Genomic DNA, 26,441 nt, shown 5'->3' with positions numbered 1-26,441 from the left:
GGTAAACCTCAGGTTAGGGTTTGGTGACACCGCGATGACAGACGGAAATATTCACCACGCCGCCTCAGCCGAACAGCCGCTTCGCGCTGCGCTCCAGCATCAGCAATTGCCACAGGGTGCGGCCATGATCCATGCGTCCGGCCCGGTGATCCTCCGCCAGCCGAGCCACCGTCTTCATGTCGAACCACCCGCTCTCGACCAGCGTCCTGGATCGTGCGAGCCCCTCGGCCTCGGCGGCGAGCGGTCCCCGGAACCATGCGCTGATCGGGGTAACGAACCCCATCTTGGGCCGGTACAGGATGTCGCGGGGCAGATACCGTTCCAGACTGCGCTTCATCAGCCACTTGCCGATTCCCCGGTGCAACCGCATTCCGACCGGCAGGGTGGCGCAATATTCCACCAGCCGATGATCGAGCAGAGGCTCCCGTGCTTCCAGCCCCACCGCCATGCTGGTACGATCGACCTTGGTCAGAATATCGCCGGGCAGCCAGATCTTGACGTCCGCATATTGCGCCCGGTCGAGCGCATCGCGGGCCGGCGCCGCGCGCATCGCGGCGATGTAGCGATCCTCGGCGCGGTGGCCCTGCAATCCGGCTCGCGCTTCCGGGCTGAGCAGCCGGGCGCGCAGGTCGGGCGCAGTCACCCCCACGGCACGCGCATAGGCTTCGTCGCCGTCGGTTCCGAGTGCCAGCAGCGTTGCCTTGGCGCGGAGCGGGCGCGGCGCCCAGTCGGCCTTGGGATAATAGCGTCCCAGCGTCCCGAACGCCGCGGTCCGCCATCGGTCGGGCAGCAAACCACGCACCCGTTCCTCCGCTGCCTGGAAGCGATAGCGGCGATATCCCGCCAGCGCCTCGTCCGCGCCATCACCCGATAGCGCTACGGTAACGCTCTGCCGCGCCAGCGCCGCGACCTGATAGGTCGCGAGCGCGCTGCCGTCAGCGAACGGCTCGTCAAAATGATGCACCAGCGTGTCGATCAGGCCGAAGTCTTCCGACCGCACCACCCTCACGTGATGGTCGGTCGCGAACCGCTGCGCGACGACGGCGGCGTGCGCACGTTCGTCATGTCCCGCCTCATCGAAGCCGATCGTGCAGGTCTTGACCGCCGCCTTGCTCGCCTCCGCCATCAGGGCGACGACCGCGGAACTGTCGACGCCGCCCGACAGGAACGCGCCTAGCGGCACGTCCGCGACCATCCGACTGCGTACCCCATCGCGCATCCGCGACAGCAGTTCCTCGCCCAGCGCCTTCGCCGATCCCGCCGAACGGTCGGCGAAGCTGACGTCCCACCAGCGCCTGGGTCGCGGCACGCCCTGCCAGCGCTGGACGTGCAGGAACGTCCCCGCCGGCAGCTTCTTCACGCCTGCGACTATGCACGTATCGTCGGGGATGTAGGCGTAGGTGAGGTAGTCTTCGATTGCGGTCACGTCCGGCACGCGGCGGAGCAAGGGATGCGCGAGCAGGCCCTTCAGTTCGGAGGCGAACGCCAGGCTGCCGTCGGACAGTTCGACATAGTGCAGCGGCTTCACCCCCATGCGATCGCGCGCCAGGAACAGCGTCCCCGCGTCCGCATCGTGAAGGCCGAAGGCGAACATGCCGTTCAACCGGTCGAGCATCGCCGGACCCCAGGCGCGCCAGCCGTGCAGCAGCACCTCGGTATCGCCGCCGGTGACGAAGCGCGCGCCCTTCAATTCCAGTTCGGCGCGCAGTTCGGCGAAGTTGTAGATTTCGCCATTGTAGGTGACCGTGAGGGCGCCCGCCTGCATCGGCTGGGGCGAGCCGGCGAGGTCGATGATCGACAGGCGGCGATGGCCCAGCCCGACGCCCGGCGCGGTCCAGATGCCCTCGCCATCGGGGCCGCGATGCGCCTGCGCGGCGATCATCGCGGCGATACGGGCGGGATCCACGGGCTTGGGCGTTCCGGGATGGAATATACCCGCGATGCCGCACATCAGCGCAGCCCGGCGGCGCGGTCGCCCAGCGCGGGGATCGGACCGAGCGCGGCGGCGAAGGCGGCGATGTCCGCACGCGGATCGCGGCCGGGCGTCGCCTCCGCCGACAGATGCACCGCCACCGCGCGTTGCGGACCGCCGAGCAGCCTTGCCTTCATCGTCTCGATCTTCACCACGCGTTCGTCCGCCGTTACCGTATCGCCGACGACGTACCATGTCGCGACGATGCGCTCCACCGGATGTCCTGCAGGTCCCGGTGCGGTCATCCGCAGCGCCGATCCGCCGGCGATCGGCGCGGCATCCGCGATGCGGACCCAGCGATCCTCCTCGCGGATCACCCCGGTGCCGAATGCGCCGAGCTTGTGCCCCTCGCCCTGACTGCCGAACACCGCGATAGCGAGGTCGACCGCCGCGCCGCCGCGGACGTAGCGACCGAACAGGACATGGTCGGCGCCGGGATGATAGGGCTGCCACGGGGCGGCACGGCTGAGCGGCGCGCGATCCCAGCCGGCGACCTGAGGCAGGTCGATATGCGCGGGCAACGGGGTCGCGCGATGGGCGATGGCAATGCTCCACACCGGCCAGAGGCCCGCTACGCCGACGGCCAGCACCGCCGCGAGCGGCAAGGCCAGCAGGCCGCGGCGCGGCGGTGCCAGCGCCGCCGGATCGAACACCGGCGCATCCGGCGCCCGGTCGAACCAACGCCAGCCGATGCCGAGGACCGCGGCCATCACCAGTCCGAAGAACAGCCAGCCGTAGACGACGTGGTCGAAGCCGGTCGCCGATTCGACGCTGGTCAGGTGCGCGGCGTAGATCGTGCCGAACGCGCGCAGGCCGTTGGCGATCACCGGCACCACGATCGCCGCCACCATGAACCAGGCGCGCCGCCGCCACGAGACGAAACAGACGTTGGCCACCAGCACGCCGAACGCCAGCATCGCGATGACGAACTTGGCGCCCGAACACGCCTCCGCCACCTCGAAATAATAACGGCCGGCGTGGATCAGCACGCCGTTGGATTCGGCGGGCACGCCGACCAGATGCAGCAACGGCATGACGATGTGCACCGTCACCGCCTGTAGCGGCGCTTCCAGTTCCTCCCCGAACGGCACCAGGAACACGGCGTAGCACAAGGGGAACATCAGCCCGCGCGCGACCTGTGGTCCCAGCAGCGTCACCACCACGCCCTGCAGCATGACGATCACGCCGAACTGGCGCGCGAAGCTGACCGAGCCCGCATCGCCCATCAGCCAGCCGATACCGCCCGCCCCGACCAGCGCCAATCCCGGCCACCATGCGACCGGGGTCAGCGCGGCAAGCTCGCGCCGCCGCTGCCATACCAGCCAGCCGATCACCGGGCCGATGAACAGGCAATGCCCGAAGGTCGTGCTGGTCCACCAGATCGATACCAGCCGGACGACGTCGTCGCGGAACAGCAGCAGGACCGCGGCGACGACGATCGCCAGCGCGATACCATGCCGTCGCCACGCCTGTGCAGGGGTCATGCCTCCAGCCCCAGCAGCGCATCCAGTGGCGCCAACCGCGCATCCCAGTCGTAGCGCGCCAGCACGCGCGCACGCGCAGCCGCGCCGAGGGCCGCTGCCGCAATCGGATCGTCCAGCAGGGCGAGGATGTGCGCGGCGTGGTCGGCGGCATCGCGCGCGACCCGCAGGGTGCCGCCATGATCGATGCCCTCCGCCGCGGGGCCCGACGCCACCACCGGCCGCGCCATCGCCATCGCCTCCAGCACCTTGTTCTGGATGCCGCGCGCCAGCTGGAGCGGCGCGACGCACACGGCCGCGGCCGCGAGCCAGGGACGCACGTCGTCGACCTCACCGGTGACGATCACGCTGTCGCCGGCCAACGCTTGCACGGCCGGGGTCGGCGCGCGACCGACGATCGCAAAGCGCAGGTGCGGCCGGACCGCGTGGAGACGCGGCAACACGTCGGCGACAAACCGGGTCACCGCCTCGACATTCGGGCGATAATCCATCTGTCCGGTGAAGACGATGAGGGGGGACCCGCCCTTCCCGCCCGCCATCCCGGACCGGCGGTCGGACGCCTGCGACGGGAAGGACGTGACGGGCGCGACGGACGTGGGGTCGAATGCGGACGCGTCTATACCGTTCTCGACCGTCACCACCCTGCCGGTGCCACCACCGGCACGGAACAGCGCCGCCTCCGCATCGCTGACGAACACGCTTGCGCCGACCCTGGCCGATACGCGGCCCTCGAATGCGCCGAGCAGCCGCGCCTCGCGCCGCATCATCCAGCGTAGCGGCCATGACCCCTGGTCCGCAAAGCAGGCGAACTTGGCGGAATCGACGTCGACGAAATCCATGACCGTCGGTCCGTCAAAGGTCAGATATTGCGCCATCTGGCCGGAAAAGCAGTAGACCGCATCGGCGCGCACCGCCGCCACCGCAGCGCGCATCGCCGGCGATCCGAAGGCGGTCAGCGACACCGGCGATCCACGGGCGAGCGCTTCCAGTGCCGCCACAGGCTGAGGCTTGCCGCGCCTAACGATCGCAACGCTCGCCAGCCGTTCCGCGATGGCGGGCGGCACGTCGAAATCCGCCGCCCGTTCGCCGAACGCGACCAGATGCACCCGTGCCCGCGCGCTGAGATAACGCAGCACGTGATAGCTGCGGATCTTGTCGCCGCGGTCGGGCGGAAACGGGGCGCGGTGGGCGAGGAACAGGAGGTCCATCACCCCAGCCCGCGCGATATCCACGGCCCCAGCAGGTTTGCGACCGGTAGCGGCAGCCGCTGCCATGTCCGCACCATCAATGCGTATTTCGGGTTGAGCGGATTGACCTGCCGCGGTGCGCCGGCTGAGCGCGTCGCGTAGCTGCGCGGACATGGCGTAAAGCCCCAGTTCTTCTTGAACGCCGCCGCGCCGGTGCCCGTTTTCGACCGGCCGAAATCGAACCGCTTGCAGCCGCGGCCGCGCGCATGGTTCATCAGTGCGTAGTACATGCGGTCGTTGGCCCGCAGCGCCCGCGCGGCCGCGGTCCCGCCGCCCCAATAGGGATAGACAATGCCCTGGAAATACAGGCTGAGCACGCTCGCCACCGCGCGCCCCCGATGGCGGACGGTCAGCACGTCGGCGTCCATCGCGCCCGCGACGCTGCGGAACAGCGCCGCCGGGAATACCGGCGTGCCGAGGTTGCGCACCGATTCGGCATAGACGCGATAATGTTCGGCGAGCAGCGCCTCGCCCCCGGTAACCACTTCCAGATCGAAACCGAGGGATCGCCGCACCTCCGCGCGCTGTTTGCGCGGGATGGCCAGCAGCTCGCCCTCTTCGGTCGTGGCAAGATCGCGTACGAAGCCCAGATAGGCGGTATCGTCCGTTTCCCAACCCGACGGTGCCGGTCCACCCCGCAACTCGACGCCGGGGCATCCGATCCGCTGTGCCAATTCCCACGCGCCGGACGCCAGTGCGTCCACGCCATCGCCCAGCACACCGCCATCGACCCCGAAACCGGTCGACACCAGCGCCTTGCCGAACAGCGGCGATCGCATCTCGGTCAGCGGCAGCACGCCGACGATCCGCCCGTCGCCGCGCTCGGCGATCAGATACCGCGCGCGCTGGCCGCAACTACGCTGGATGGCGCGACTCCACGCCGTCAGGTGAAACGGCGTCGCACCGTCTTGCGCCCGGACGAAGGCGTCGACCGCGCCGCTTTCGGCAACGTCCGACAGCGTCGCTTCGCGAACGCCGAGCGGCATCGCCAGCAGCGGCATCGTCACGACAGCAGGGCCGCTTCGCGCGCCACTACCGCATCGACCCGGCCCCAGTCGTGCCGCGCGATGAGCCCGCGTAACTTGCCGGCCATCGCGCCCAGCCGCGAATAATGCCGCACCCGGGACCGCAATGGCGCGTCGGCGACGCGAGGCTGGTCGGGATCGACCTCCCACGGGTGGAAATAGAAGACGCCGCCATGGCCCTCGCTGTTCACCTGTCGCATCGCGAAGTCGGTCAGCGCCGAAGGTAGCAGCCGGAAGAAGCCGCCGCCCGTCGCCAGATGCCTGTCACCGATCTTCGCCACCGTCACGGGCAGTTCGATCAGCGCGGCATCCTTCAACGGGCGGAATGCGTAGCGCGGCGCATCCCGCCAGCCGTAATGATCGTGGCGCACCGGCGCGACGCTGGACGAATAGGCATAGCCTTCTTCGGCAAGCACCTCGAACGCCCACAGGTTGCGGGTGTCGATCGAAAAGCTCGGCGCGCGATAGCCGGTGACCGCCTGCCCGCCCGCATCCTCCAGCGCTGTCCGCGCGCGGCGCAGGTCGGCGCGGAACGCCGCCGGGTCCATCGTGAACACGCGCTGATGGTCATAGCCGTGGCTCGCCACCTCGTGCCCGGCGTCGGCGATCCGGCGCACCAGTTGCGGGTGGCGCTCCGCGACGCAGCCGAGGGTGAAGAACGTCGCCTTCACACCGGTTTCCGCAAACAGGTCGAGCACGACGCCGGTATTCGCCTGGACGCGGCTGGCATGAGTATCCCAGTCCGCCCTGGCGATCACGCGTTCGAAGGCGCCGACCTGAAACCATTCCTCGACATCGACCGACAGGCCGTTGAGCGGATTACGCGGCATGGTCCCACGCCGCCGGAGCGCGGATGGGAACGTGATCCGGGTTGATCTCGGCAGCGCCGGCCACCATCGCGGAGGCCGCCGCGGCAACTTCGCCGCGATCCGCCTCGACCCAGTCGACCAGCAGCGTCAGCACGCGGCGCAATGCCGCCTCCTGCTCCGCGATCCGCTCTTCCAGCGCTGCGATACGTTCCTCGGTCACCGACATCGACGCCGGTTCTGGTGCGGGATCGGCAGGCGCCGGGTCGGCGTCCCCTGTCTCGATCCCCTCTTCGGCCGCTTCCGGTTCGTCGATGGGCTCGAGCCACTGGACGGTGCGCGGCACGAAACGGCGGACCGTCGTTTCTTCCACGATCGGCCTGATTTCCCGTTCCGGCTCAGCCGCCGCAACGGATTGCGGCAGGGGTTCAGGCGCTGCTGCGGATTGCGGCAGGGGTTCAGGCGCCACAACGGGTTGCGGCAGGGGTTCCGCCGCCTCGGGCTCCGCGGCCGGCGGTGCATCGACGGCCAGCATCGGCAAATCGGCGTGGAGATCGCGCAGCACGCCGCGCACCACCCGCCCGTCGATCATCTCCAGCCCCTCGATCGCGGCATGCAGCATCACCCGCCCGGCGAGCTGATTAAGCCGCCGCGGTACCCCGCCCGACCCGTGATACATCGCCTCGAAGGCATCGTCGGCGAAATCCGGACGCCCCTGCCAGCCAACGACCGACAGTCGGTGGGCGATATAGTCGGACACCTCGTTCGGCTCCATCGCTTCCAGATGATGGATCGCGATGACGCGCTGACGCAGCTGTTCCAGCCGGTCGGAGCCATGCAGACGCTCACGGAATTCGGGCTGGCCGAGCAGCAGGATCTGCAACAAGGCATGGCCGCCCGCCTGGAAATTGGACAGCATGCGCAATTCTTCCAGCGCATCGACCGGCAATGCCTGCGCCTCATCGACGATCAGCAGCGTACGCCGCCCGGTGCGCGCCACCGCGTGCAGGCCGCGTTCGATCGCGGTCAGCAGCTGCGCCTTGGCGAGGCCGGACGGGTCGACGCCCAATCCGGTCGCGACGATGCGGAGCAGGTCGTCGGCGGGGATCGCGGTCGACACGATGGTGATGACGTTGAGCGCCGCGGGGTCGAGCATGCCGGTCAGATGCCCGACCAACGTCGTCTTGCCCGCGCCGATATCGCCGGTGACGACGACGAAGCCCTCGCCCTGTGCGAGGCCATAGCCAAGGTACGCCATCGCCTTGCGGTGCGTCGCGGTTTCGTACCAGAACCGCGCATCCGGCGTCAGCTGGAACGGCCGGCCGGTCAGGCCAAAATGCTCGTCGTACATCCTGAGACCCTTAGAACGAGTAGCGCGCGGCAAGCAAAGCCTGCGCCGACCATGTGGTATCCACGTCACCGGTATCGAAGGCGTAAACGCCTGCGCTCGCGGTCGTCGTCAGGCGACCGAAGCTGTGTCCGTAGCTGGCGGTGCCGCCATACGACCAGACGCCGAGCGACTGCGCCAGGCCCGATTCGTAGTAATTGACGAACAGGTTGGCATCGACCGTCGAGACGGGTGTCAGCGTGCGGTTGAAGAACAGCTGGCCGTAATAGCTTTCGTCCTCGATCCCGTAGAGCGTCACGCCGGCGACGCTCTGGCGGTTGAACAGCTTGCGATTGGCATAGCCGACGCCGCCGCCGTAGATCGAGCGGCCGCGCGTCACCGACAGCACCGCATCCGCGCCGCGGGCACGATAGCTGGCGGTGGAGATCGACTGGAACACGTCGTTCAGGCAGCCGCCGGGCGTCGATCCGCTGGTCGAGAAGACGCAGCCGTTGAACTGCTGCGTGAACGCATCGCGCGTCGAGATGAAATTGGTCGGCAGGTTGGACAGGCCGGTGCGCAGCTGACGGCCGAAGGTGGTGACGCTGTCGTACACGTCGGCGGCGAAACCGACATGCTCGGATGCCTGATACGTCAGCAGGCCGGTATAGCTGAGCGATCCGTAGCGCTTGCCGACATGCGCTTCCGCCGACGTGCGCCGGTTGGGACGCCATACCACGCCGGCATCGTAATAGACGCCATCGGTGCGATAGGCGATCTGGCGCGGCGAGGCATCGTTGGTGACGAAGCGGCCGTCGCGATCGACGACCGGTGCTCCGGCGGCGTCGGTCAGGGCAGAGCGGCTGCTCGTCTCGATCCGTTCGTAGCCAACGCCGCCGGTCAGCGCGACATAGGGAGAGATCGGCGCAAGGACGTCACCGCGCGCGCGCCAGCCCTCGTACCGGCCATCGAGCTGGCCCGAATCCTCGCGCTCCCAACCACCGCTGGCGGTCAGGCCGACGGGCAGGATCTGTCCCGGCTGCACGCCCGCGCTGATCCCGGCGACCTGCCCGAACGAATCGTCGTAATAGTCGAGGCGCGGCTGCCCTGGCGGGACGGCGGTGAAGCTGGGGCTCTCGACCTTGGTATAGCCGGCCTGATAGCTCGCGTTGACGGCCACCGGCCCGACACGCGTCGCGTAGCTCGGGCCGGCGTAGACCGCATAGACCTGGCTGATGTTGTCGACGTTGCCGACCAGCACGCCCGGCGCGGCGCCGCGGATGTCGGATCGGGTCCGCGTCGCGATGCCACCCGCCTCCAGCGTCAGCCCCCGCGCGACGTGCGCCGAGACGCGGGCGAGGCCGGTGTGGATGTCATCGTCGCCGATGTCGTCGTCCCACGATATCCGGCGCTCGTAGCGGTACGACAGCTGCCCGGTGACGCGCGCGGTGCTGGCAGCGACGTCGATGCCGGCCGCGATGGTCGAATAGGTGAGGACGTCGCCGTTGTTCAGATCGGCGTCGAGCACCTGCCCGACCTCGATATAGGGCGTCACCTGTACCCTGCGGCTCTGCGCCTGCGCGGTCGTGCCGGCGATCAGCGCGCCCAGCGCGACGCCGACGGATAGAAGCCGGATCACTTGCCTGTCTCCTGCCCGTAATAGGTGCCGTAGCGATGCCCCCCCGGCACGAACGATACGGCGTTCAACACCAACGCGATCTCGTCGCAGCCATCGAGGCGCTGCACCGCTTCGCGCAATTCGGTTTCCGGCGTGCGATCGGCGCGCACGACGAGGATCACCTGCCCCACCAGCATCGCGAGCACCGCCGCCGGCGATGCCGCCAGCGCCGGCGGCGAATCGAAGATCACGATGCGGCGCGGATTGGCTTCGAGCAGGCGAGCCAGCACGGTGCGGGTCCGCGCGGATGCGAGCAATTCCGTGTCGGTTGCCGTCTTGGTCCCCGCAGGCAGGATCGACAGACCGCCCACATCGGTACGGATCACCAGGCTTTCGACATCGATGCGGCTGTCCGCCAGCGCGTCGAGCAATCCGGGCTGTTCCGCCATGCCGAGTTGCGCCAGCACATCCGGCTTGGCAAAATCGGCATCGACCAGCAGGACTTCGGTGTCGCGTTCGGCCGCCATCGAGAGTGCCAGGTTGACGGCGCAGAACGTCTTGCCGTCGCCCGGCCGCGCCGAACACACCAATGCCGTGCGCGCCTTGTCCGCCTGCCCGGAACCGTTCGCGGCCTGCGCCACGCGTTCGCGGGTAATGAGCAGCTGCCGCTTGATAAGCCGGAATTCCTCCGCCAGCGGCCCGACCGGCGCGCCCGGCACGATCATCCCCGCCTCGGCCAGCATGCCGCGGTCGATCCCCGCGATATCGGTGAGTTCGGGGGTATCGTAGAAGGAGTCCGGAAGCTCGTGTCCGACCGGTGCGCGCAATTCCGGCGGGATCGCAAAAAAGGTGGCGTCCATCTCCGGCGCATCGGGCGTATCGACCGGTGGCGCCGCGGCGATTGGCACGACCGGCGCGATGACCGGGCGGGCTTCCGGCACGTCCGCCACGTCCGCCACGTCCGGCACCGGCGCATGCTGCGGCGCCCGGGCGCGCAGCTGTGCACCGAAATCATAGGTCCTGGCAGCGCGTTCGAGCAGCGAGTCACGGCGGATGGGTTCGTGCATCATGTCGTCTTTCCCCGCGGTCACGCCGCCATGCCGCGCTGAAGCACCTCGACGCCGAGCAACAGCACGTAAGCCGCCGCCAGCCCCGCGGCCCCGCCCATGAACAGCTTCAGCCGCCTGGCACGTTGATCTGCCTGCACCCGCGTCACCACTTCGCCGATCGACCCGATCACCGGCATGCCGGTGGCCTTTTCAAGGCGTGGCCCCGTCGCGAACGTCGCCCGCAACTGCCCCAGGGCAAAGGCGGCGCCGACACCCGCCGCCAGCCCCGCGATCAGCACGCCGGTCAGCAGCAGCATCCGGTTGGGCGCGGTCGGTGCCCGCGGCATCGTCGGCGGATCGATGACGGAAAACTTGACGTTGTCGGTCTGCGTCTGCGCCTGGCCGCGCAACGCGATCTGCTGGCGCTGGGTCAGCAGCTGGTCATACTGGTCTTTCAGCACCTGATAGTCGCGATCGATCTGGCCCTGTTCGGCAGCGACTTCCGGATCCCCCGACAGCTTGGCGTTGAGCTGATCGAGGTCGCCCTGCAACTGGGCCTTGCGCATGCGCAGCGCCGCAACCGCGGACTGCTTGTCCGCGAGCATCGATTGCAGCGACAGGTACAGCGGATTGGGCGTGCCCGCGGTGCCGCCGCCCAACGGCTCGCCCCTGGCCGCCGCCTGCGCCGCGGACAATTGCCGCTTCAGAGCGATGACGTCGGGGTGCTGATCCGTGTAGCCACGCGCCCGCGCATCGGCGAGCTGGCCCTGGATGGCGTTCAGGGCGGCGCGTGCCGGCCCGGCGGCAGCCCCGCCCATGCCGGGAATCGTCTGCGCCGTGCCGGCCATCTGGCCCTGCACCGCGGCGAGACTGGACTGTGCCGCGGCAAGGTCGCCGTCGACCTGCGCCATCTGGCTGCGCGAGGCGCCGATGCGATCGCTGACGCTGCCGGTACCCGGCAGCGATCCGAGATAGCGCGTCTGGAAATCGGACCTCTTGGCGTCCGCGTCCGACAATTGCTTCTGCAACTGGTCGAGTTGCTTGTTGAGGAAGTCGAGGCTCTGCGTGGTCTGGCTGCGGTCGCGGCCCAGATTCTGCTCCACGAAGATGTCGATCAGCTTCTGCGTGATCGCGCGGGCGAGCTTGGGGCTGCTTGCCGTCGTCGTGATCTGGAACAGATTGTCCTGCTGGCTCTCGACCTTGATCGCGGTGGCGAGGCCGGCGACGCGATCGGCGACGTCGCGATCGCTCGACACCGTCTGGGCGAGGTCGGTGCCGCGCACCACCTTCTCCAGATTGACCGCGCTGATCAGCGTCTGGCGGATCGTGTCGACATCCTTCTGCTGCGTCTGCGCCGGGGCATCCATCGACGCCGGCAGGATCGATTGCATCTGCACGAAGACGCGCGCGCGCGATTCGTAGCGGCTGGGCATCTGGCTGACGACGAACCAGCCGGCCACGCACACGCCCCAGGCGACCGCAAGCGCCAGCCAGCGCCGCGTCCAGATCGCATGCAGCGCCAGCCGCACTTCGTCGTAGATGCCGTTCATCCGCTACGCTCTCAGAACATGGATTCGGGGATGATGATGACGTCGCCCGGCTGAAGGCTGACGTTGGCGCTCGAATCACCCTTTTTCAGGAGGTCCGAGATCTTCAGCTGATACTCGCTCTGCTTGCCGGTATCGCGATCGTGGCGGACCAGCTTTGCCTTGTTGCCCGCGGCATATTGGTTCAGCCCGCCGACCGCGATCATCGCGTCGAGCAGCGTCATATTGGCGCGATACGGGATCGAAGCCGGCTTTTCGGTCGCGCCGATGATGCGGACCTGCTGGCTGTAGGTGCCGGAGAAATTCTCGACGATGACGGAGACGATCGGGTCCTTCACATATTGACCCAGTGCCTGCTTCATGTCGGCGGCCAGCATCGAGGGCGTCTTGCCGACCGCGGGCATGTCGTTGATCAGCGGCGTGGTGATGCGACCGTCGGGGCGCACCTGGATCTTCGCCGACAGTTCCGGATTGCGCCAGACGAACACGTTGAGCTGATCGAGCGGACCGATGACATATTCCTCGCCCGGCTGTTCCTTGCTCGCGACATAGGACGCCGGCGGCAGTTCCGGATGGCCGCTGCCGCTCGAACAGCCGGACAGCGCCGATGCGGCGGCACCGACGGCAAGCAGGACACGGACGGGAACACCGGAACGCATAGTCTTCTCCTGGCGGCCCACCACACCGGAGCGCAGCACGGGCTTCCAGAACGCTATGCGGTGGGAGAGGTGAATATAGCGTTAGGAACGCCTGGTCACCACGGGCTCCATACCGCCCCTTCCCCCGTCACCGCAATGGATTAGAACCAGAGGCATGATCCGCACCCTGCCCACCACCCTTGCCGCCCTCGCCACCCTCGTCGGCCTCGGCGTCGTTGCAGCTCCTGCCGTCGGCCAGTCGGCACCGCCGCTGACCGAATTGCAGATCGTCGCCGTGACCTCGGCCAGCCAGGCGGAGCGGATCGCCCCCGACCAGCGCGAAACGGCGCGGCATCATGCCGGGCCGGTCACCGTCGTCGTGCGCGGCAAGGGCATCGGCCGCGCCCGGCTGATCCGGCTGAACGGCGCCGTCGCGATGCCGCCGTCCACCACCCGCGCGCTGTGCGGACCGGCCGTCACCGCCGGGGCGTGCAAGCCCGGCGAGACGACGACGGGGGTGGAGACGACCTATCACCTGGGCGTGCTGCCACGCGGCACGTCGGTGATGGTCCAGGACACGTCGGCCAACCTGCCTGCGGTGACGCTGACCAGCGAGATCACGATCGACTGACTAGCCGGCGACGACCTCTCGCGCAGGCGGATGGCCGAGGAAGCCCGCCGGGCTGGCCGTGGCGCCATAGGCTCCCGCCAGGAACACCGCGATCAGATCGCCCGGGTCGGCATGCGGCAGGCCGATCCGATCGCCGAGCCGGTCGAGCGGCGTGCACAGCGGCCCGACCACCGACACCGCCTCAATCGGCGTACCACCAACGTCGCGGGCGAGTGCCAGCGGATAGTTGCGGCGTACGACGGTGCCGAAATTGCCCGATGCGGCCAGCTGATGGTTGAGGCCGCCATCGGTCACCAGGAAGGTTTCGCCCTGGCTCTCCTTCCGATCGACGATGCGGGTCAGGTAGACGCCCGCCTCCCCGACCAGCCAGCGGCCGAGTTCGATCGCATAACCCGTGCCCGCCGCGGTCAATGCGCTGTCCGCCACCGCCGCGGTCAGCGCGGTGCCGACCCGTTCGATGTCCAGCGGCACGTCGCCGGCGAAATAGGGGATGCCGAAGCCGCCGCCCAGATTGACCAGCGGCGGGCGGTGCCCCGCCTCGTCCGCCAGTCGCTCGGCCAGAGCGAGCGTCGCTGCCTGTGTGTCAATAATCGCGCCGGCATCCAACGCCTGGCTGCCGGCGTAGATGTGGAAGCCGCGCCAGTCCGCGCCGCCCGCGACGATCCGCCGCACCAGCGCGGCGGCGCGCACCGCGTCGACACCGAAGGGGGACGGCCGGCCGCCCATCTTCATCCCCGATCCGCGCAATTCCACGTCCGGATTGACGCGTACCGCCAGCCGCGGCGCGACGCCCAGTTCGTCGCCCAGCCGCAGCGCCCGCTCCGCCTCCCCTTCCGATTCGACGTTGAGCGTCGCCCCCGCCCGGATCGCGCCGATCAGTTCGCCATCGCGCTTGCCGGGGCCGGCGAAGCTGATCGCCGTCGCCGGCTTCACCGCCAGCGCCAGTTCCAGTTCGCCCCCCGATGCGACATCGAGGCCATCGACCAGCGGCGCGACCCGTTCCAGCAACGCCGGCAGCGGATTGGCCTTGATCGCATAATGCAGGTCGATGCCGGCGAAGGCGGCACGGAACCGGGCGACGCGCGCAGCGACGATGGCGGCGTCGTAGACGAAGACCGGCGTGTCCGCCGCCCAATCGGTTGCGGCCACGCCGGCGATGGTCAGCGGCCCCGACTGACCGGCGAATTCGGGCGGCAGCGGCCCCATCGGTTTCATGCGGTCACCGCCGCGCGGATCGCCGCACGGTCCAGCTTGCCGTTGGCGTTGCGCAGCAAGGCGTCGCGCCATTCGTAACGGGTCGGCTGCATGAAGCTGGGCAGCAGCGCCCGCAGGCGTGTGCGCAGCGCCGCTTCGTCGGCCGCGTCGCCTGCCACGACGACGACGATCGCCTGTCCCAGCCGCGGGTCGGCGACGCCCACCGCCACCGCCTCGCGCGCTTCCTCGCCTGCCAGCACCGCTTCCTCCACTTCGAGCGGGCTGATCCGGTTGCCCGCGCTCTTGATCATCTCATCGTCGCGGCCGACGAAGCGGAACAGGCCGTCATCCGCTTCGATGACGGTATCGCCCGACCAGACCGCGATGCCGCCGCTCCTTGCCCAGGCCGGCGCCGGCCGGAACCGTGCCGCGGTCCGTTCCGCATCGCGCCAATAGCCCTGTGCGACCAGCGGCCCGGCATGGACCAGTTCGCCCGGTTCGCCCAGCGCGCGCGATCCGTCGGCCTTGACCGCCATCACCTCGGCAAAGGGGATCGCCCGGCCCATCGCGTCGGGATGCGTATCGATCAGCGCCGGATCGAGCCAGGTCGACCGAAACGCTTCGGTCAGTCCGTACATCGCCACCACGTCCGCCTGCGGAAAGCGCGCGCGCAGGCCGTGCACCAATCGCCCGGTCAGCGCGCCGCCCGAATTGGTCAGCCGGCGGAGCCGCGCCGCCGTCGCCGCCGGCCATTCCGCATCGAGCAATTGCACCCATAGCGGCGGCACCCCGGCAAGGGTCGTCGCATCGACCCGCTCCACCGCCTTCACCACGTCGCGCGCGGTCAGATAATCGAGCGGGGCGACCGCGGCACCGGCATACCAGGACGACAGCAGCTGGTTCTGGCCATAATCGAACGACAGCGGCAGCACGCCGAGCACGCGATCCTCCCGAGACAATCGCAGGTAATGCGCGACCGACACGGCGCCCAGCCAGAGGTTGGCGTGGGACAGCATCACCCCCTTGGGACGACCGGTGGATCCGGAGGTGTACAGGATCGCCGCCAGCGCCTGCGGATCGCCCTGCGACGGGCCGGGGCCGCCGCCCGTCAGCGGCACGGCCGCGTCCTCGACCAGCCGGCATCCGTCGGGCCGGTCGCCAGGTTCCAGCGTCGTGGCGCGGGCGCCCTGCGTGACCAGCAGGGCCGCGCCGCTGTCGGCGAGGATATGCGCGACCTGGGCGCGGCGCAGCGCCGGGTTGACGGGTACGTGCACCAGCCCCGCCCGCGCCGCCGCCAGCGGCATGACACAGGCGAGTGCGGTCTTGGGCAACCATGTCGCGATACGGTCGCCGGCGCCTAGGCCCTGCGCCGCCAGCCATGCGGCCGCGCTTCCCACCGCGGCCTCCAGTTCCACGTAGCTCCACGTGCGCGCGCGTTCGATCAGCGCCGGGTCGTCCGCGCGGCCGCGCAGGACGTGATCGATCGGTCGGGGCATTGGGTCGAGCGGCACCATGCCCCCCTCATAGCGCCACCCCGTTGCCGAATGCAGCCCCAGCCTCTAACGGATCGCGACACGCAACCGATCAGGGCCGCCGCATTGCTCCCCGAAGGCTATCAGAACGTCGAAACGACCGTCCGTGCCGTGCTGGCCGACGTGCTGGGACTGAGCGCGGAGCGCGTCGCCGCCTTTGATGCGACGACGCCGCTGTTCGGCGCACTGCCCGAGCTCGATTCGATGGCGGTCGCGGGTGTCCTCACCGAGATCGAGGACCGGCTCGGCATCCTGATCGAGGACGACGAGGTGGATGGCGACATGCTCGAAACCTTTGGCGCACTGACCGCATTTGCCGCCGACAAGGCGCTCGTCTAGCCTGCCGCCCGGCATGGCTCCGCGCATCGATCATTACACATGGGCCGGCGGCCGCGAGGCGCTGTTGCGCTTCGGTCCCGATACCGGGCCTGCGGTCGTCGCCGCCTTGCCGCTGTTCGAGGAGGCGAACCGGACGCGGACCTTCGTCGTCGCGCTGCTGCGCGCGCTGGCGGCACGCGGGATCGCCGGCCTGCTGCCCGACGTGCCGGGCCAGAACGAGAGCGTGGCGCCGATCGAGCGCATGACGCTCGCCGACATGCAGGTGGCGCTGGCCGCGGTGGCGCCGGCGCGCCCAACCTATGCGATCGGGATCCGCAGCGGGGCGCTGCTCGACCGCCGCGCCGGGCATCGGGGCCGGTGGTATCTCAGCCCGCAGACCGGGGATGCGCTGCTCCGCGACCTGCACCGCACCTGGCGCGCCGCCGGCAACAGCGGCGGTATCGACGCCATGACGGCGGAGGACCCGGTGGAGATCGCCGGCAACCGCCTGTCCGGCCGGCTGCTGTCGTTCCTGTCCGCCGCCGCGCCCTGCGCTGCCACCGATCGGCCGGTCAGGGTCGTCCGCCTCGCCAGCGATCCTGCCGAGGCCGACCGCAAAGTGGATGCCGCGCCATTGTGGCGGCGGTCCGAGCCCGGCGACGATCCCGCCCTCGTGGCCATGCTCGCCGACGACATCGCCGCCTGGATCGCCGCATGCGAAGCCTGATCGCCTTTCCGTGCGCGGGCGAGACGCTGGTCGGGACGCTGGATGTAGCGCCCGGTACGACCGGCCTGCTGATCGTGTCGGGCGGCAACGAAATCCGGTGCGGCGCGCATCGCGGCATGGCGCTGCTGGCGGCGGACGTGGCGGCGGCGGGTCATCCGGTGTTCCGCTACGACCGTCGCGGCATCGGCGATTCGACCGGCACCAATGGCGGGTTCCTGTCTGCGCGCGACGACCTGCTCGCCGCAGCCGATGCCTTTCGCGCAGCCGTGCCCGGGGTCGAGCGGATCGTCGGTTTCGGCAATTGCGACGCGGCCAGCACGCTCGCGCTGTTCGGCCGCGAGGCGGGACTCGGTTCGTTGGTGCTCGCCAACCCGTGGACGGTCGAGGAGACCGACAACCTGCCCGCCGCCGCCGCCATTCGCGCGACCTATCGCCAGCGGCTGACCGATCCGCGCGCCTGGACGAGGCTGCTTACCGGCCGCATCGATCTTCCCAGGGCAATCCGGGGGTTGCGGAAGGCATCGACCACGCCGCCGCAGGCGCTCGCCGATCGGGTGGTGGCGGGAATCGAGGGCTGGGGTGACCGGGCGACGGTGATCCTCGCCACTGGCGACGCGACGGCGCAAGCCTATCGCGCCGTCGCCCGCCATCTGCCGGCGCTGCGGATGGACACCGCGTCGCACAGCTTCGCACGGGATGAGGATCAGCGCGCGCTGCGGGGCGTGGTGTTGGGCGCACTCGCCGATGGACTGAGCGATTGATCGAGGGCGGATCGACATTCCCTATTTCCGTCGTTTCCGCGCAGGCGGGAACCCCCAGACGCACCGCATTCAGCTGGATTTCGTGCGTTGGCGCGTATGGATCCCCGCCTGCGCGGGGATGACGAGGGTTGCGCGGGCCCATGAACCCGTTTGAGGCTTGCATGTCGACCGGGCGTAGCGAAGGCGTGAAGAATGATGTTCACGCGGAGGCGCGGAGGCGAGGAGTAGTTGCGCCTCGCGGCATGCCCGGTCCATTTCCGTCGACGTCGGGGAGTGGGCGATAGCCTGCGGCAGCGGGTCTCCGCGCCTCCGCGTGAATCGCTCTGCTTTATACCGCGCCAAGGCCCCTATTCGGCCGCCTCGGCCAGTTCCTCGAACTCGGCCGCCGCGAGGAAGCGTTCGGCGTCGAGCGCCGCCATGCAGCCGGTGCCGGCCGCCGTCACCGCCTGGCGATAGACCTTGTCGGCGACGTCGCCGCAGGCGAACACGCCCGGCACGCTCGTGCGGGTCGATCCCGTCTCCACCGCGATATAGCCGTCGTCGTCAAGCGCCAGATGACCGCGGAACAGTTCGGTCGCGGGATGGTGGCCGATCGCGACGAAGCCGCCCTCGACGTCCAGCCGCGACGTTTCGCCGGTCTGCGTGTCCTCCAGCGCCAGCGCGACCAGCCCGGCATTGCCGCCGCCGTCGACGAATTCGCGGACTTCCTTGTTCCACAACACCGTGATGTTGGGATGCGCATGGAGCCGCTCCTGCAGGATGCGTTCGGCCCGCAGGGTGTCGCGGCGATGGATCAGCGTCACGTCGTCGGAATGGTTGGTGAGGTACAGCGCCTCTTCGACCGCCGTATTGCCGCCACCGATCACCGCGACCTTCTTGCCGCGATAGAAAAAGCCGTCGCACGTCGCGCAGGCGCTGACGCCCTTGCCCTTCATCGCCTCTTCGCTCTCGATGCCGAGCCACTTGGCCTGTGCCCCCGTAGCGATGACCAGCACGTCGCCTTCGTAGACATCGCCGCCATCGCCGACCAGCCGGAAGGGCCGGCCGGACAGGTCGACCTCGACGATCGTGTCCCACATCAGCCGCGTGCCGACGTGTTCGGCCTGCTTCTGCATCTGCTCCATCAGCCAGGGGCCCTGGATGACGTCGGCGAAGCCCGGATAATTCTCGACGTCCGTGGTCGTCGTCAGCTGGCCACCCGGCTGGATGCCCTGCACGACGATCGGCGCCATCCCTGCGCGCGCGCCGTAGATCGCGGCCGACAGCCCGGCCGGTCCGGAACCGAGGATCAGCATGCGCGTGGTATGAGTCGTCATGAAACGGGTGCCTGTCGGAAAAAGATTCGAGCCCTGATCTAGGCGATCGGAGCCCGAATTTGAACCACAGCAATCATCCGTCATGCTCCGGCCTGCTTTCGAGCCGGCCGGAGCCGTCCTCGTCAGAAGCGAACGGATGCACCCGCCACGATCTGCCGACCTAACAGGTCGTAGTTGTACATCGTATTGTTCCGCAGCAATCCCAGCAGGTTGCGGGAATCCGGTATCACCGGCGGATCGCGATCGAACAGATTGTTGACCGAAATGCGGAGCGTGAAGCTCTTGGCGATATCGAAGCTCGTCGACAGATCGATGTAGTCATACGCATCGACGCCGGTGAAGAATCGGCGACGCTGCGGTGCGTCGATCGGTATGCCGGTGCTGGCATCGGCATTGTAGGCGATCGTCATCGGAGCGATGTGCCGCCAGTTGACCGAGAGGTTGATCACCTTGTCAGGCGAAGTCCAGGTGGTGCGCAGGCCATGCTTCCATTTCGGCAGGCTCTCCCCGCAACCGGGCCCGTAATAGCCGACACAGTTGCGCGGCACGGCGTCCGGTGAATCCTGACCGCCCGCCAGCGTCATCAGCGAACCGTTGAAGCTCAGATCCAGCGATCCCGCACCACCGAGCCCAAGGGTATATTGACCCTGGAAATCCCAACCGTGCGACTTCGATCGATAGCCGTTGCTGGTCCCTTGCGCGATATAGCCGGTCGTCGGATTGCCGGCCGGTGGACTGGATAGCGTGAAACTGCCCGGATTCCGCACGACGCCCCGGCAATAATAGTCCAGGCCCGTCGTCAGACATCCGTTCAGGAAGTCGTTGGCGCTGAAATAGCCGATGGAGTCGTTGAGGTTGATCAGGAAACGATCGACCGAGATGGTCAGCCCCTTCAGGAAACGCGGCCGCAGGACGACGCCGAACGTCGTGGTGTATGCGGTCTCCGGCGTCAGGCCGAAGCCACCGTTGCGGATCGTGCAGAGTTGGTCCGGGCAACTGATCGCGGCAGTGTTGTAGAAGCTGTCCGGCAGTCCGGTCAGACGACATTGCTGCAACGATGCCGTCGCCGGCAGCCGCACGTTAGGGTTGGCCGAGTTGGGATCGGGGCGCGAGGCGCACGGATCGTTGCGCGATCCGTTCGTCACATAGTTGATATTGCTCGCCTGCACCGCCTCGATCACCGTCGGTGCGCGCTGGGCCTTGTTGTAGGAACCGCGGAAGGTGACGTCGGCGATCGGCGCCCACAGCCCCTCGACCTTCCACGTGTTGAACGTTCCATCGAGCCGATTATACTTCGAGACGCGGTAGCCGCCGTTGACCTGGAGCAGTTCGGTAAATCGCCGCTTTTCGATCAGCGGCACCTGCACTTCGGCGTTCACTTCGAAAACGTTCTGGCGGTACGTCGCGTCGGTGCCGCCGTTGGTCTGGCGGAATTGTTGGTCCGCCGTGCTGGTGAAACGTTCGGCACGGAATTCGGAACCGAACGCCACCGCCACGCCCTGATCGGCCAAGGGGGAGGTGATGCCGTATTTGCCGAGGTTGCCGCTCAGCACCGCCAGCACCTGCCAGAGCTGGGATACATTGCCCTCCGTCCCGTCGACATCGGTGAACAGATAGTTGTTGACCGCGGCACTGTTGTTGTTGGGGATGAACGCGTTGAACGGAACACAGGCTGGATCGGTCGCGCGTGCGACACAAGCCGGCGTGCCGTTGACGTTCACCACGTTAAGCGAGCGGTTGACGCGAGCGAAATCCGGGAAGCCCGGATAATTGGTGGTGCCCTTGTTGCGCGAGAAGACGCCCGCGACGTCATAGCTCCACGCGTCGTCGAGCACGCGTCCCCGCAGGCCGCCGGAAATTCGCACACCCTGATTTTCGTAGCGGGTTTCGACCGGGGGCAAGCCGTCGAACCGGTACCGCACATCAAGCGGAACCGTCCCGGTCGTCTGCGCACCGCACAACGTCGTACGCTGGCTGCTGGAAAGGAATGGATTGTCGCAATTCACCTGAAACGGCGTCGATCCATAGGCGGTGAACGAGAACACCCGGTTCGGCAGCGTGTTGAACGACCTGTCGCGATAGAACAGCGCGGTCGAATATAGTTCGATATCATCCGACAGACGTGCGCTGAGGAAGCCGCCGGCGTTGATCCGCTTGAACGAGCGCTGGAACGGCAGGTTGTCGAAGGGATCGGTGGCCGTGCCGGGGCCGGAATTAAAGTTGACGAAGGTGCCTGAGCCATCCGGGTTGTTGACCAGCGTCCGCCCGGCATTGGCGCCCGATTGGGGCACGATCGTACCCGCCTGCGTATAGGTGCTTCTGGTGCAGTTCAGTACGCCGGTCGCGACGACCTGAGACACCTCGCATGCCGATGTCGTACGGTCGTCCAGCGACACCTGATCCGACTGGCGGTAGTTGACGAAGCCGCTGACGTTGACGTCGCCGTTGAACAGCGACTTGCCCGCGGTCAACGATACGTCGACACGCCCGCCGTCGTTCGCCATCCCGGTCCGCACCGGGAAGAAGGCGCGGCCGGCCGCCTCGGTCACCGCATTCTGCCGATTATCGTGGTTGAAAAAGCTGTAATTGCCGGTGAGGCTGATCCCGTCGTAATTCTTCTTGAGGATGAAATTGACGACGCCCGAGATCGCGTCCGAACCATAGACGGACGATGCGCCGCCGTTGAGCACGTCGATCCGCTCGATCAGCGCGGTCGGGATGACACCGACGTCGAGGCCGTTCTGGAGCCCGAGGCGCAGGCCGTCGAGCAGCGTCAGCGTCCGCTCATATCCCAGGTTGCGCAGCTTGATGCGCTGGCGCCCGTCGGATTCGGCGTAATTCTGTTCGGAATTGGCCTGCACCTGCGGCAACCGGTTCATCACGTCCTCGACCGTCACCGCACCCTGGGCGGCGATATCGGCGGTCGTGACCGTGGTGATCGGCGCGGCGGACTGGGTGTTCGGCCGGACGATGCGCGTTCCAGTGACGATGATCTCGTCGCGGTCGGCCGGGGCATCGATGCGAGCGCGGTCCGCCGCCAGCTTGGCCGACGCGACGGGGTCGCCGATCGCGGCCTCGTCCTGATCCTGCCCGGCCGCCGGTGTCGTGGTCCGCGCCTGTGCCGGCGCTGCCAGCAAAGCCGCCAGACAGCAGGTCGTCGCAAGTAATTCCTTGAAAGCCATCGTCATTTCCCCCGTTATCATTCGATGCGTCTAGACATCCCGGCACGATGGTGAAGCACCCATCGTTTATCCGGAACACAATGGACGCAGCATATCTTCCGATGAACCGACAGGTCATCGTCACATGTCAGCGTATCTAACCTTTTATCCCGCCGATTCGATCGTCGACTATGGTAATGTCGATAATGGTCTCATGAGGAAACGATCAAAACAATACCAATTTTGCACTGGTGGTATTTTAGTTGCGTTCCGCACCGATGGCGGTGACAGTTCGCCACATCGCCGGCATGAAATGCGTGCATCCAACCCGTCCTGCACGCGTTTCCATAACCGCAGCGGAAGGTAACCCAGTGAGCGAAGAGCCGATCGATACCAAGCCCTATACCGGTCCGTCAGGAGGCTGGGGATCGATGAAATCGGTCGCCGAGATCAACCTGCGTGAAAAGGTCCGCCCGGAAACCGCGCGCGAGTTGACGCGGCAGAACAAGCCCGGCGGTTTCATGTGCGTGTCCTGCGCATGGGGGAAGCCCGCGCATCCGCATATCGCCGAATTCTGCGAAAACGGTGCCAAGGCGACCGCGTGGGAACTGACGACCTATCGCACCACCCCGGAATTCTTTGCCTCGCACACCGTCAGCGAACTGCGCGGCTGGAAGGACTATGACCTCGAACAGGCCGGGCGGCTGACCCACCCGATGAAATACGACACGGCGACCGATCGATACGTCGCCGTCAGCTGGGCGGAGGCGTTCACGGACATCGGCAGCCGGCTGAAGGGGTTTGATCCGACCAAGGTCATCTTCTACGCATCGGGTCGTGCCAGCCTGGAAACCAGTTACATGTGGGCGCTGATGACGCGCATGTACGGCAGCCAGAACCTGCCGGATTCGTCGAACATGTGCCATGAGACGACGTCGGTCGGGCTGAAATCGGCGATCGGATCGCCGGTCGGCACCATCCACCTGTCCGATTACGACACCTGCGACGCCATCTTCTACTTCGGCCAGAACCCCGGGGTGAACAGTCCCCGCTTCCTCCACCCCTTGCGCGCCTGCGCCAAGCGCGGGGTGGAGATCGTCGTCTTCAACCCGTTGAAGGAACGTGGCCTCGAACGGTTCACCGATCCGCAGAACCCGATCGAGATGGTGACCGGCAAATCGACGCCGATCGCGAGCCAATACCATCAGGTGAAGGCGGGGGGTGACATCGCCGCGCTGATGGGCATCTGCAAATACGTCATCGAGGCCGACGACCAGTGCCGGCGCATCAATGCGCCCACGATCCTCGACCATGCCTTCATCGCCGAACATACGACGGGGTTCGAGGCATTCGCGGCAAAGGCCCGCGCCACCGACTGGGCGACGATCGAGCACGAGAGCGGGCTGACGCGTCAGGATCTGGAAGCCGCCGGTGCGGTCTATGCACGGTCCGAGCGGGTGATCTGCGTCTATGGCATGGGCCTGACGCAGCACGTCCACGGCATCGACAACCTGCACACGCTGGTGAACCTGATGCTGCTGCGCGGCAACGTCGGCAAGCCGGGTGCCGGTTTCGGCCCGGTCCGGGGGCATAGCAACGTGCAGGGCCAGCGCACGGTCGGCATCACGGAAAAGCCCGAACTGGCGCCGCTCGATCGACTGAAGGAATTGTACGACTTCGAACCGCCGCGGGAAAAGGGCTGGGATACCGTCGCGGCGTGCGAACATATCATCGACGGCACCGCGCAGGCTTTCCTGGGCCTCGGCGGCAATCTGGCGCGCGCGGTGCCCGATACCGCGACGATCGAGCCCGCGTGGCAACAGCTCGACCTCACGGTCAGCATCGCGACCAAGCTCAACCGGACTCACCTGCTGCCCGGCAAGACCTGTTACCTGCTCCCCTGCCTCGGCCGGATCGAGACGGACGAACAGGCGGGCGGCGCGCAGGCGGTGACGATGGAGGACAGCTTCAGCCGCATCTATGGATCGCGCGGCCGGGCGACCCCGGCGGCGGACACTTTGCTGTCGGAACCCGCGATCGTCGCGGGTATCGCCAAGGCGACGCTGGCGCCCAATCCGAAGGTCGACTGGGATGGCTGGGTCGGTGACTACGGGCTGGTGCGCGACGCGATCGAGGCGACCTATCCCGACAAGTTCGACCGGTTCAACGAACGGATGTGGACGCCGGGCGGCTTCTGGAAGGGGGTGCCAGCGGCGCATCGCCAATGGCTGACCGAAAGCGGTCGTGCCGAATTCAACGTGCCGACCGCCCTGAACGCCACGGGCTTCGACGAGGCGCCGGGGCGGTTCCGGCTGATGACCCTGCGATCGAACGATCAGTTCAACACCACGGTCTATGGCTATCACGACCGGTTCCGCGGGATCAAAGGCACGCGCGACGTCGTGCTGATGAACCGCGCCGACATGGCGGAGATGGGCGTCGCCGAGCATGATTATGTCGATATGGTCGGTGATGCGGGGTCGAACGGCGACCGGCGCGTCCCCCGGTTGCTGGTCGTCCCCTATGACATTCCGCGCGGCTGCATCGGCGGCTATTATCCGGAATGCAACGTGCTCATCCCGGTGACGCACAAGGCCGAGCAGAGCCACGTGCCGGCGGGCAAATCGGTACCGGTGCGGCTGGAGAAGGCAGCCTGATCCTCGGTGCGATCCTCGCGGGCGGGCGCTCCAGCCGCTTCGGCAGCGACAAGGCGGCCGCCCTCCTGAACGGGAGGGCGTTGCTGGCGCACGTGCGGGGCATGGTGAGCACCTATGTCGACGAGGTGGTCGTCGTCGGGCGGGCCGGCGGCATAGCCGACCTGCCCGCACCCGGCCTCGGCCCGCTGGGCGGCATCGCCGGCGCGCTCGACCATGCAGCCCGCACGGGTTACGCCAGCGTGCTCACCGTCGGATGCGACATGCCGCGCCTGCCCGACGACCTGCTGGCGGCATTGCTGAGGCGACCGCCGAGCTATTGCAACGATGCGCCGGTCCTTGGCCATTGGCCGGCGTCCCTGTCGTCGCAGTTGCTGGCGCACATCGCGGCGTGCGACCGGCGATCGGTGCAAGGCTGGGCGCGCCAGATCGGCGCGCTGCCCATCGCGGCTCCCGAGCCGCTGGCCAACGTCAACACGCCGGACGATCTGATGGCGTTATGACGGCGTCCCGCTGCGAGCCGACCCTCATCCTCCGCCCCGATGGCACCGCGGACGCCGGCACCCGTGCGATCGCCATCGAAGCGCCGGTCGCGATCGAGGTCGATGGCCTGGGCTATGCGGTGATGATGATGACCCCGGCGGATCTGGAGGTGTTCGCGCTGGGCTTCATGTTGACCGAACGGCTGGCGGACACGCCGGCCGACGTGGTCGACGTCGACGCCTTTGCGGCACCGGCGGGGTGGATCGTGCGCATCACGCTCGCCGACCATTGTCGCGGCCGTATCCAGGATCGCGTCCGTCATCGCACCAGCGACACGAGCTGCGGCCTGTGCGGTATCGCCAGCCTGGAGCAGCTGGTCCGGCCGGTCACCCGTCGCCCGCCCCGCCCCGCGGTCACTGCCGGCGCCATATTCGCAGCGCTCGGCAGCCTGCGCGATCACCAGCGGTTGAACGTGGCGACCGGGGCCGTCCACGCCGCCGCCGCCGCATCGGCTGCGGGCGGGATCGTCGCGGCGTTCGAAGACGTCGGCCGGCACAATGCGCTCGACAAGCTGATCGGGCATCAGGCGACGACCGCGCCGGCCGCGTTCACGCTGGTCACATCGCGGATCAGTTTCGAGATGGTCGACAAGGCGCTGGTATCGGGAACGCCGCTGCTGGTCGGTATTTCGGCGCCGACCAGCCTGGCGATCGAACATGCCCGCGATCATGGGCTGACGTTGATCGCGCTGGCGCGTGCGGATGCCATGCTGGTGCTGAACGATCCCTGGCAGCTGTTCGGCTAAAGCGGTTTTCGATCAGGCTGGATCACCGGCACGGCGGCGATTTCGGTCCGGGGCGAGGCGCGAGGAGGAAGCGATGCCAAAGCATCGCGACCGACGAGCAACGCTGCCCCGGATCGAAAGCGCCCCGCCGCGCCAGCGATCGCCCGCAG

General features: G+C 67.9%; 21 protein-coding genes. 7 read left to right on the top strand and 14 right to left on the bottom strand.

Annotated features, from left to right (window positions below; all coding sequences use genetic code 11):
* Window positions 1-64: 64 nt before the first annotated feature.
* From GTH33_RS09890 to GTH33_RS09845, 10 genes are read right to left on the bottom strand one after another with little or no spacing between them, the layout of a single operon-like run.
* On the bottom strand, window positions 65-1,951 hold the full coding sequence (locus GTH33_RS09890; RefSeq protein WP_163958257.1) for an XrtA/PEP-CTERM system amidotransferase: 1,887 nt from the start codon (window positions 1,949-1,951) through the stop codon (window positions 65-67).
* Window positions 1,951-3,456 carry an exosortase A gene (gene xrtA / locus GTH33_RS09885; protein WP_163958256.1) on the bottom strand — a complete coding sequence of 502 codons (1,506 nt, stop codon included), beginning with the start codon at window positions 3,454-3,456 and terminating at the stop codon, window positions 1,951-1,953. Before xrtA ends, GTH33_RS09890 begins: the two co-directional genes overlap by 1 nt.
* Window positions 3,453-4,661 (bottom strand): TIGR03087 family PEP-CTERM/XrtA system glycosyltransferase, encoded by a 1,209-nt coding sequence (locus GTH33_RS09880; protein ID WP_163958255.1) that lies wholly within the window; start codon window positions 4,659-4,661, stop codon window positions 3,453-3,455. Before GTH33_RS09880 ends, xrtA begins: the two co-directional genes overlap by 4 nt.
* Window positions 4,661-5,701 carry a FemAB family XrtA/PEP-CTERM system-associated protein gene (locus GTH33_RS09875; RefSeq protein ID WP_243848325.1) on the bottom strand — a complete coding sequence of 347 codons (1,041 nt, stop codon included), beginning with the start codon at window positions 5,699-5,701 and terminating at the stop codon, window positions 4,661-4,663. The genes GTH33_RS09880 and GTH33_RS09875 overlap by 1 nt, the downstream gene beginning before the upstream one ends.
* Window positions 5,702-5,703: 2 nt before the next feature.
* Window positions 5,704-6,555: an XrtA system polysaccharide deacetylase gene (locus GTH33_RS09870; protein ID WP_163958254.1), complete on the bottom strand. Its 852-nt coding sequence runs from the start codon at window positions 6,553-6,555 to the stop codon at window positions 5,704-5,706.
* Window positions 6,545-7,882 (bottom strand): ExeA family protein, encoded by a 1,338-nt coding sequence (locus GTH33_RS09865; RefSeq protein ID WP_163958253.1) that lies wholly within the window; start codon window positions 7,880-7,882, stop codon window positions 6,545-6,547. Before GTH33_RS09865 ends, GTH33_RS09870 begins: the two co-directional genes overlap by 11 nt.
* A 10-nt stretch (window positions 7,883-7,892) precedes the next feature.
* The gene (locus GTH33_RS09860; RefSeq protein ID WP_249054844.1) at window positions 7,893-9,497 is read right to left on the bottom strand and encodes a hypothetical protein; all 1,605 of its coding nucleotides are present in this window, start codon (window positions 9,495-9,497) and stop codon (window positions 7,893-7,895) included.
* Window positions 9,494-10,546 carry an AAA family ATPase gene (locus GTH33_RS09855; protein WP_163958252.1) on the bottom strand — a complete coding sequence of 351 codons (1,053 nt, stop codon included), beginning with the start codon at window positions 10,544-10,546 and terminating at the stop codon, window positions 9,494-9,496. Before GTH33_RS09855 ends, GTH33_RS09860 begins: the two co-directional genes overlap by 4 nt.
* Window positions 10,547-10,563: 17 nt before the next feature.
* Entirely contained in the window at window positions 10,564-12,075 is a 1,512-nt protein-coding gene (locus GTH33_RS09850) for an XrtA system polysaccharide chain length determinant (protein WP_163958251.1), read from the bottom strand.
* 11 nt (window positions 12,076-12,086) lie between these two features.
* Complete coding sequence (locus GTH33_RS09845) at window positions 12,087-12,731, bottom strand: XrtA/PEP-CTERM system exopolysaccharide export protein (RefSeq protein ID WP_163958250.1); 645 nt, start codon at window positions 12,729-12,731, stop codon at window positions 12,087-12,089.
* A 154-nt stretch (window positions 12,732-12,885) separates the two neighbouring features.
* Between GTH33_RS09845 and GTH33_RS09840 the strand changes: the two genes are divergently transcribed.
* On the top strand, window positions 12,886-13,341 hold the full coding sequence (locus GTH33_RS09840; protein ID WP_163958249.1) for a DUF4879 domain-containing protein: 456 nt from the start codon (window positions 12,886-12,888) through the stop codon (window positions 13,339-13,341).
* Here the strand turns inward: GTH33_RS09840 and GTH33_RS09835 are convergent, their stop codons facing one another.
* Window positions 13,342-14,556, bottom strand: a complete 1,215-nt coding sequence (locus tag GTH33_RS09835) for a pyridoxal-dependent decarboxylase, exosortase A system-associated (RefSeq protein ID WP_163958248.1) — start codon at window positions 14,554-14,556, stop codon at window positions 13,342-13,344.
* Window positions 14,553-16,049 carry an AMP-binding protein gene (locus tag GTH33_RS09830; protein ID WP_163958247.1) on the bottom strand — a complete coding sequence of 499 codons (1,497 nt, stop codon included), beginning with the start codon at window positions 16,047-16,049 and terminating at the stop codon, window positions 14,553-14,555. The genes GTH33_RS09835 and GTH33_RS09830 overlap by 4 nt, the downstream gene beginning before the upstream one ends.
* A gap of 84 nt (window positions 16,050-16,133) precedes the next feature.
* Here GTH33_RS09830 and GTH33_RS09825 point away from each other — a divergent pair, with 84 nt between their 5' ends.
* Genes GTH33_RS09825 through GTH33_RS09815 form a run of 3 tightly spaced genes read left to right on the top strand, consistent with a single transcriptional unit; the run spans window position 16,134 to window position 17,873 of the window.
* Window positions 16,134-16,406 (top strand): acyl carrier protein, encoded by a 273-nt coding sequence (locus GTH33_RS09825; protein ID WP_163959870.1) that lies wholly within the window; start codon window positions 16,134-16,136, stop codon window positions 16,404-16,406.
* A gap of 13 nt (window positions 16,407-16,419) precedes the next feature.
* Window positions 16,420-17,112 carry a hypothetical protein gene (locus GTH33_RS09820; protein WP_163958246.1) on the top strand — a complete coding sequence of 231 codons (693 nt, stop codon included), beginning with the start codon at window positions 16,420-16,422 and terminating at the stop codon, window positions 17,110-17,112.
* Entirely contained in the window at window positions 17,100-17,873 is a 774-nt protein-coding gene (locus GTH33_RS09815) for a hydrolase 1, exosortase A system-associated (protein ID WP_163958245.1), read from the top strand. Before GTH33_RS09820 ends, GTH33_RS09815 begins: the two co-directional genes overlap by 13 nt.
* A gap of 347 nt (window positions 17,874-18,220) precedes the next feature.
* On the opposite strand, the gene trxB is transcribed toward GTH33_RS09815, so the two are convergent.
* Both trxB and GTH33_RS09805 read right to left on the bottom strand, forming a co-directional pair.
* Window positions 18,221-19,189, bottom strand: a complete 969-nt coding sequence (gene trxB / locus GTH33_RS09810) for a thioredoxin-disulfide reductase (RefSeq protein ID WP_163958244.1) — start codon at window positions 19,187-19,189, stop codon at window positions 18,221-18,223.
* A 122-nt stretch (window positions 19,190-19,311) separates the two neighbouring features.
* Window positions 19,312-22,377 (bottom strand): TonB-dependent receptor domain-containing protein, encoded by a 3,066-nt coding sequence (locus GTH33_RS09805; RefSeq protein ID WP_249054842.1) that lies wholly within the window; start codon window positions 22,375-22,377, stop codon window positions 19,312-19,314.
* Between the two features lie 404 nt (window positions 22,378-22,781).
* Between GTH33_RS09805 and GTH33_RS09800 the strand changes: the two genes are divergently transcribed.
* From GTH33_RS09800 to fdhD, 3 genes are read left to right on the top strand one after another with little or no spacing between them, the layout of a single operon-like run.
* Window positions 22,782-25,007 carry an FdhF/YdeP family oxidoreductase gene (locus GTH33_RS09800; RefSeq protein WP_208404076.1) on the top strand — a complete coding sequence of 742 codons (2,226 nt, stop codon included), beginning with the start codon at window positions 22,782-22,784 and terminating at the stop codon, window positions 25,005-25,007.
* Complete coding sequence (mobA, locus tag GTH33_RS09795; RefSeq protein WP_163958242.1) at window positions 24,914-25,507, top strand: molybdenum cofactor guanylyltransferase; 594 nt, start codon at window positions 24,914-24,916, stop codon at window positions 25,505-25,507. Before GTH33_RS09800 ends, mobA begins: the two co-directional genes overlap by 94 nt.
* The gene (fdhD, locus tag GTH33_RS09790) at window positions 25,504-26,292 is read left to right on the top strand and encodes a formate dehydrogenase accessory sulfurtransferase FdhD (RefSeq protein ID WP_163958241.1); all 789 of its coding nucleotides are present in this window, start codon (window positions 25,504-25,506) and stop codon (window positions 26,290-26,292) included. Before mobA ends, fdhD begins: the two co-directional genes overlap by 4 nt.
* Window positions 26,293-26,441: the final 149 nt, after the last annotated feature.

The sequence above is a fragment of the Sphingomonas insulae genome (assembly GCF_010450875.1).
GTDB lineage: Bacteria > Pseudomonadota > Alphaproteobacteria > Sphingomonadales > Sphingomonadaceae > Sphingomonas > Sphingomonas insulae.
The sequence above is the reverse complement of the archived record's forward strand: the minus strand, read 5'-3'. Positions and strand labels throughout refer to the sequence as shown.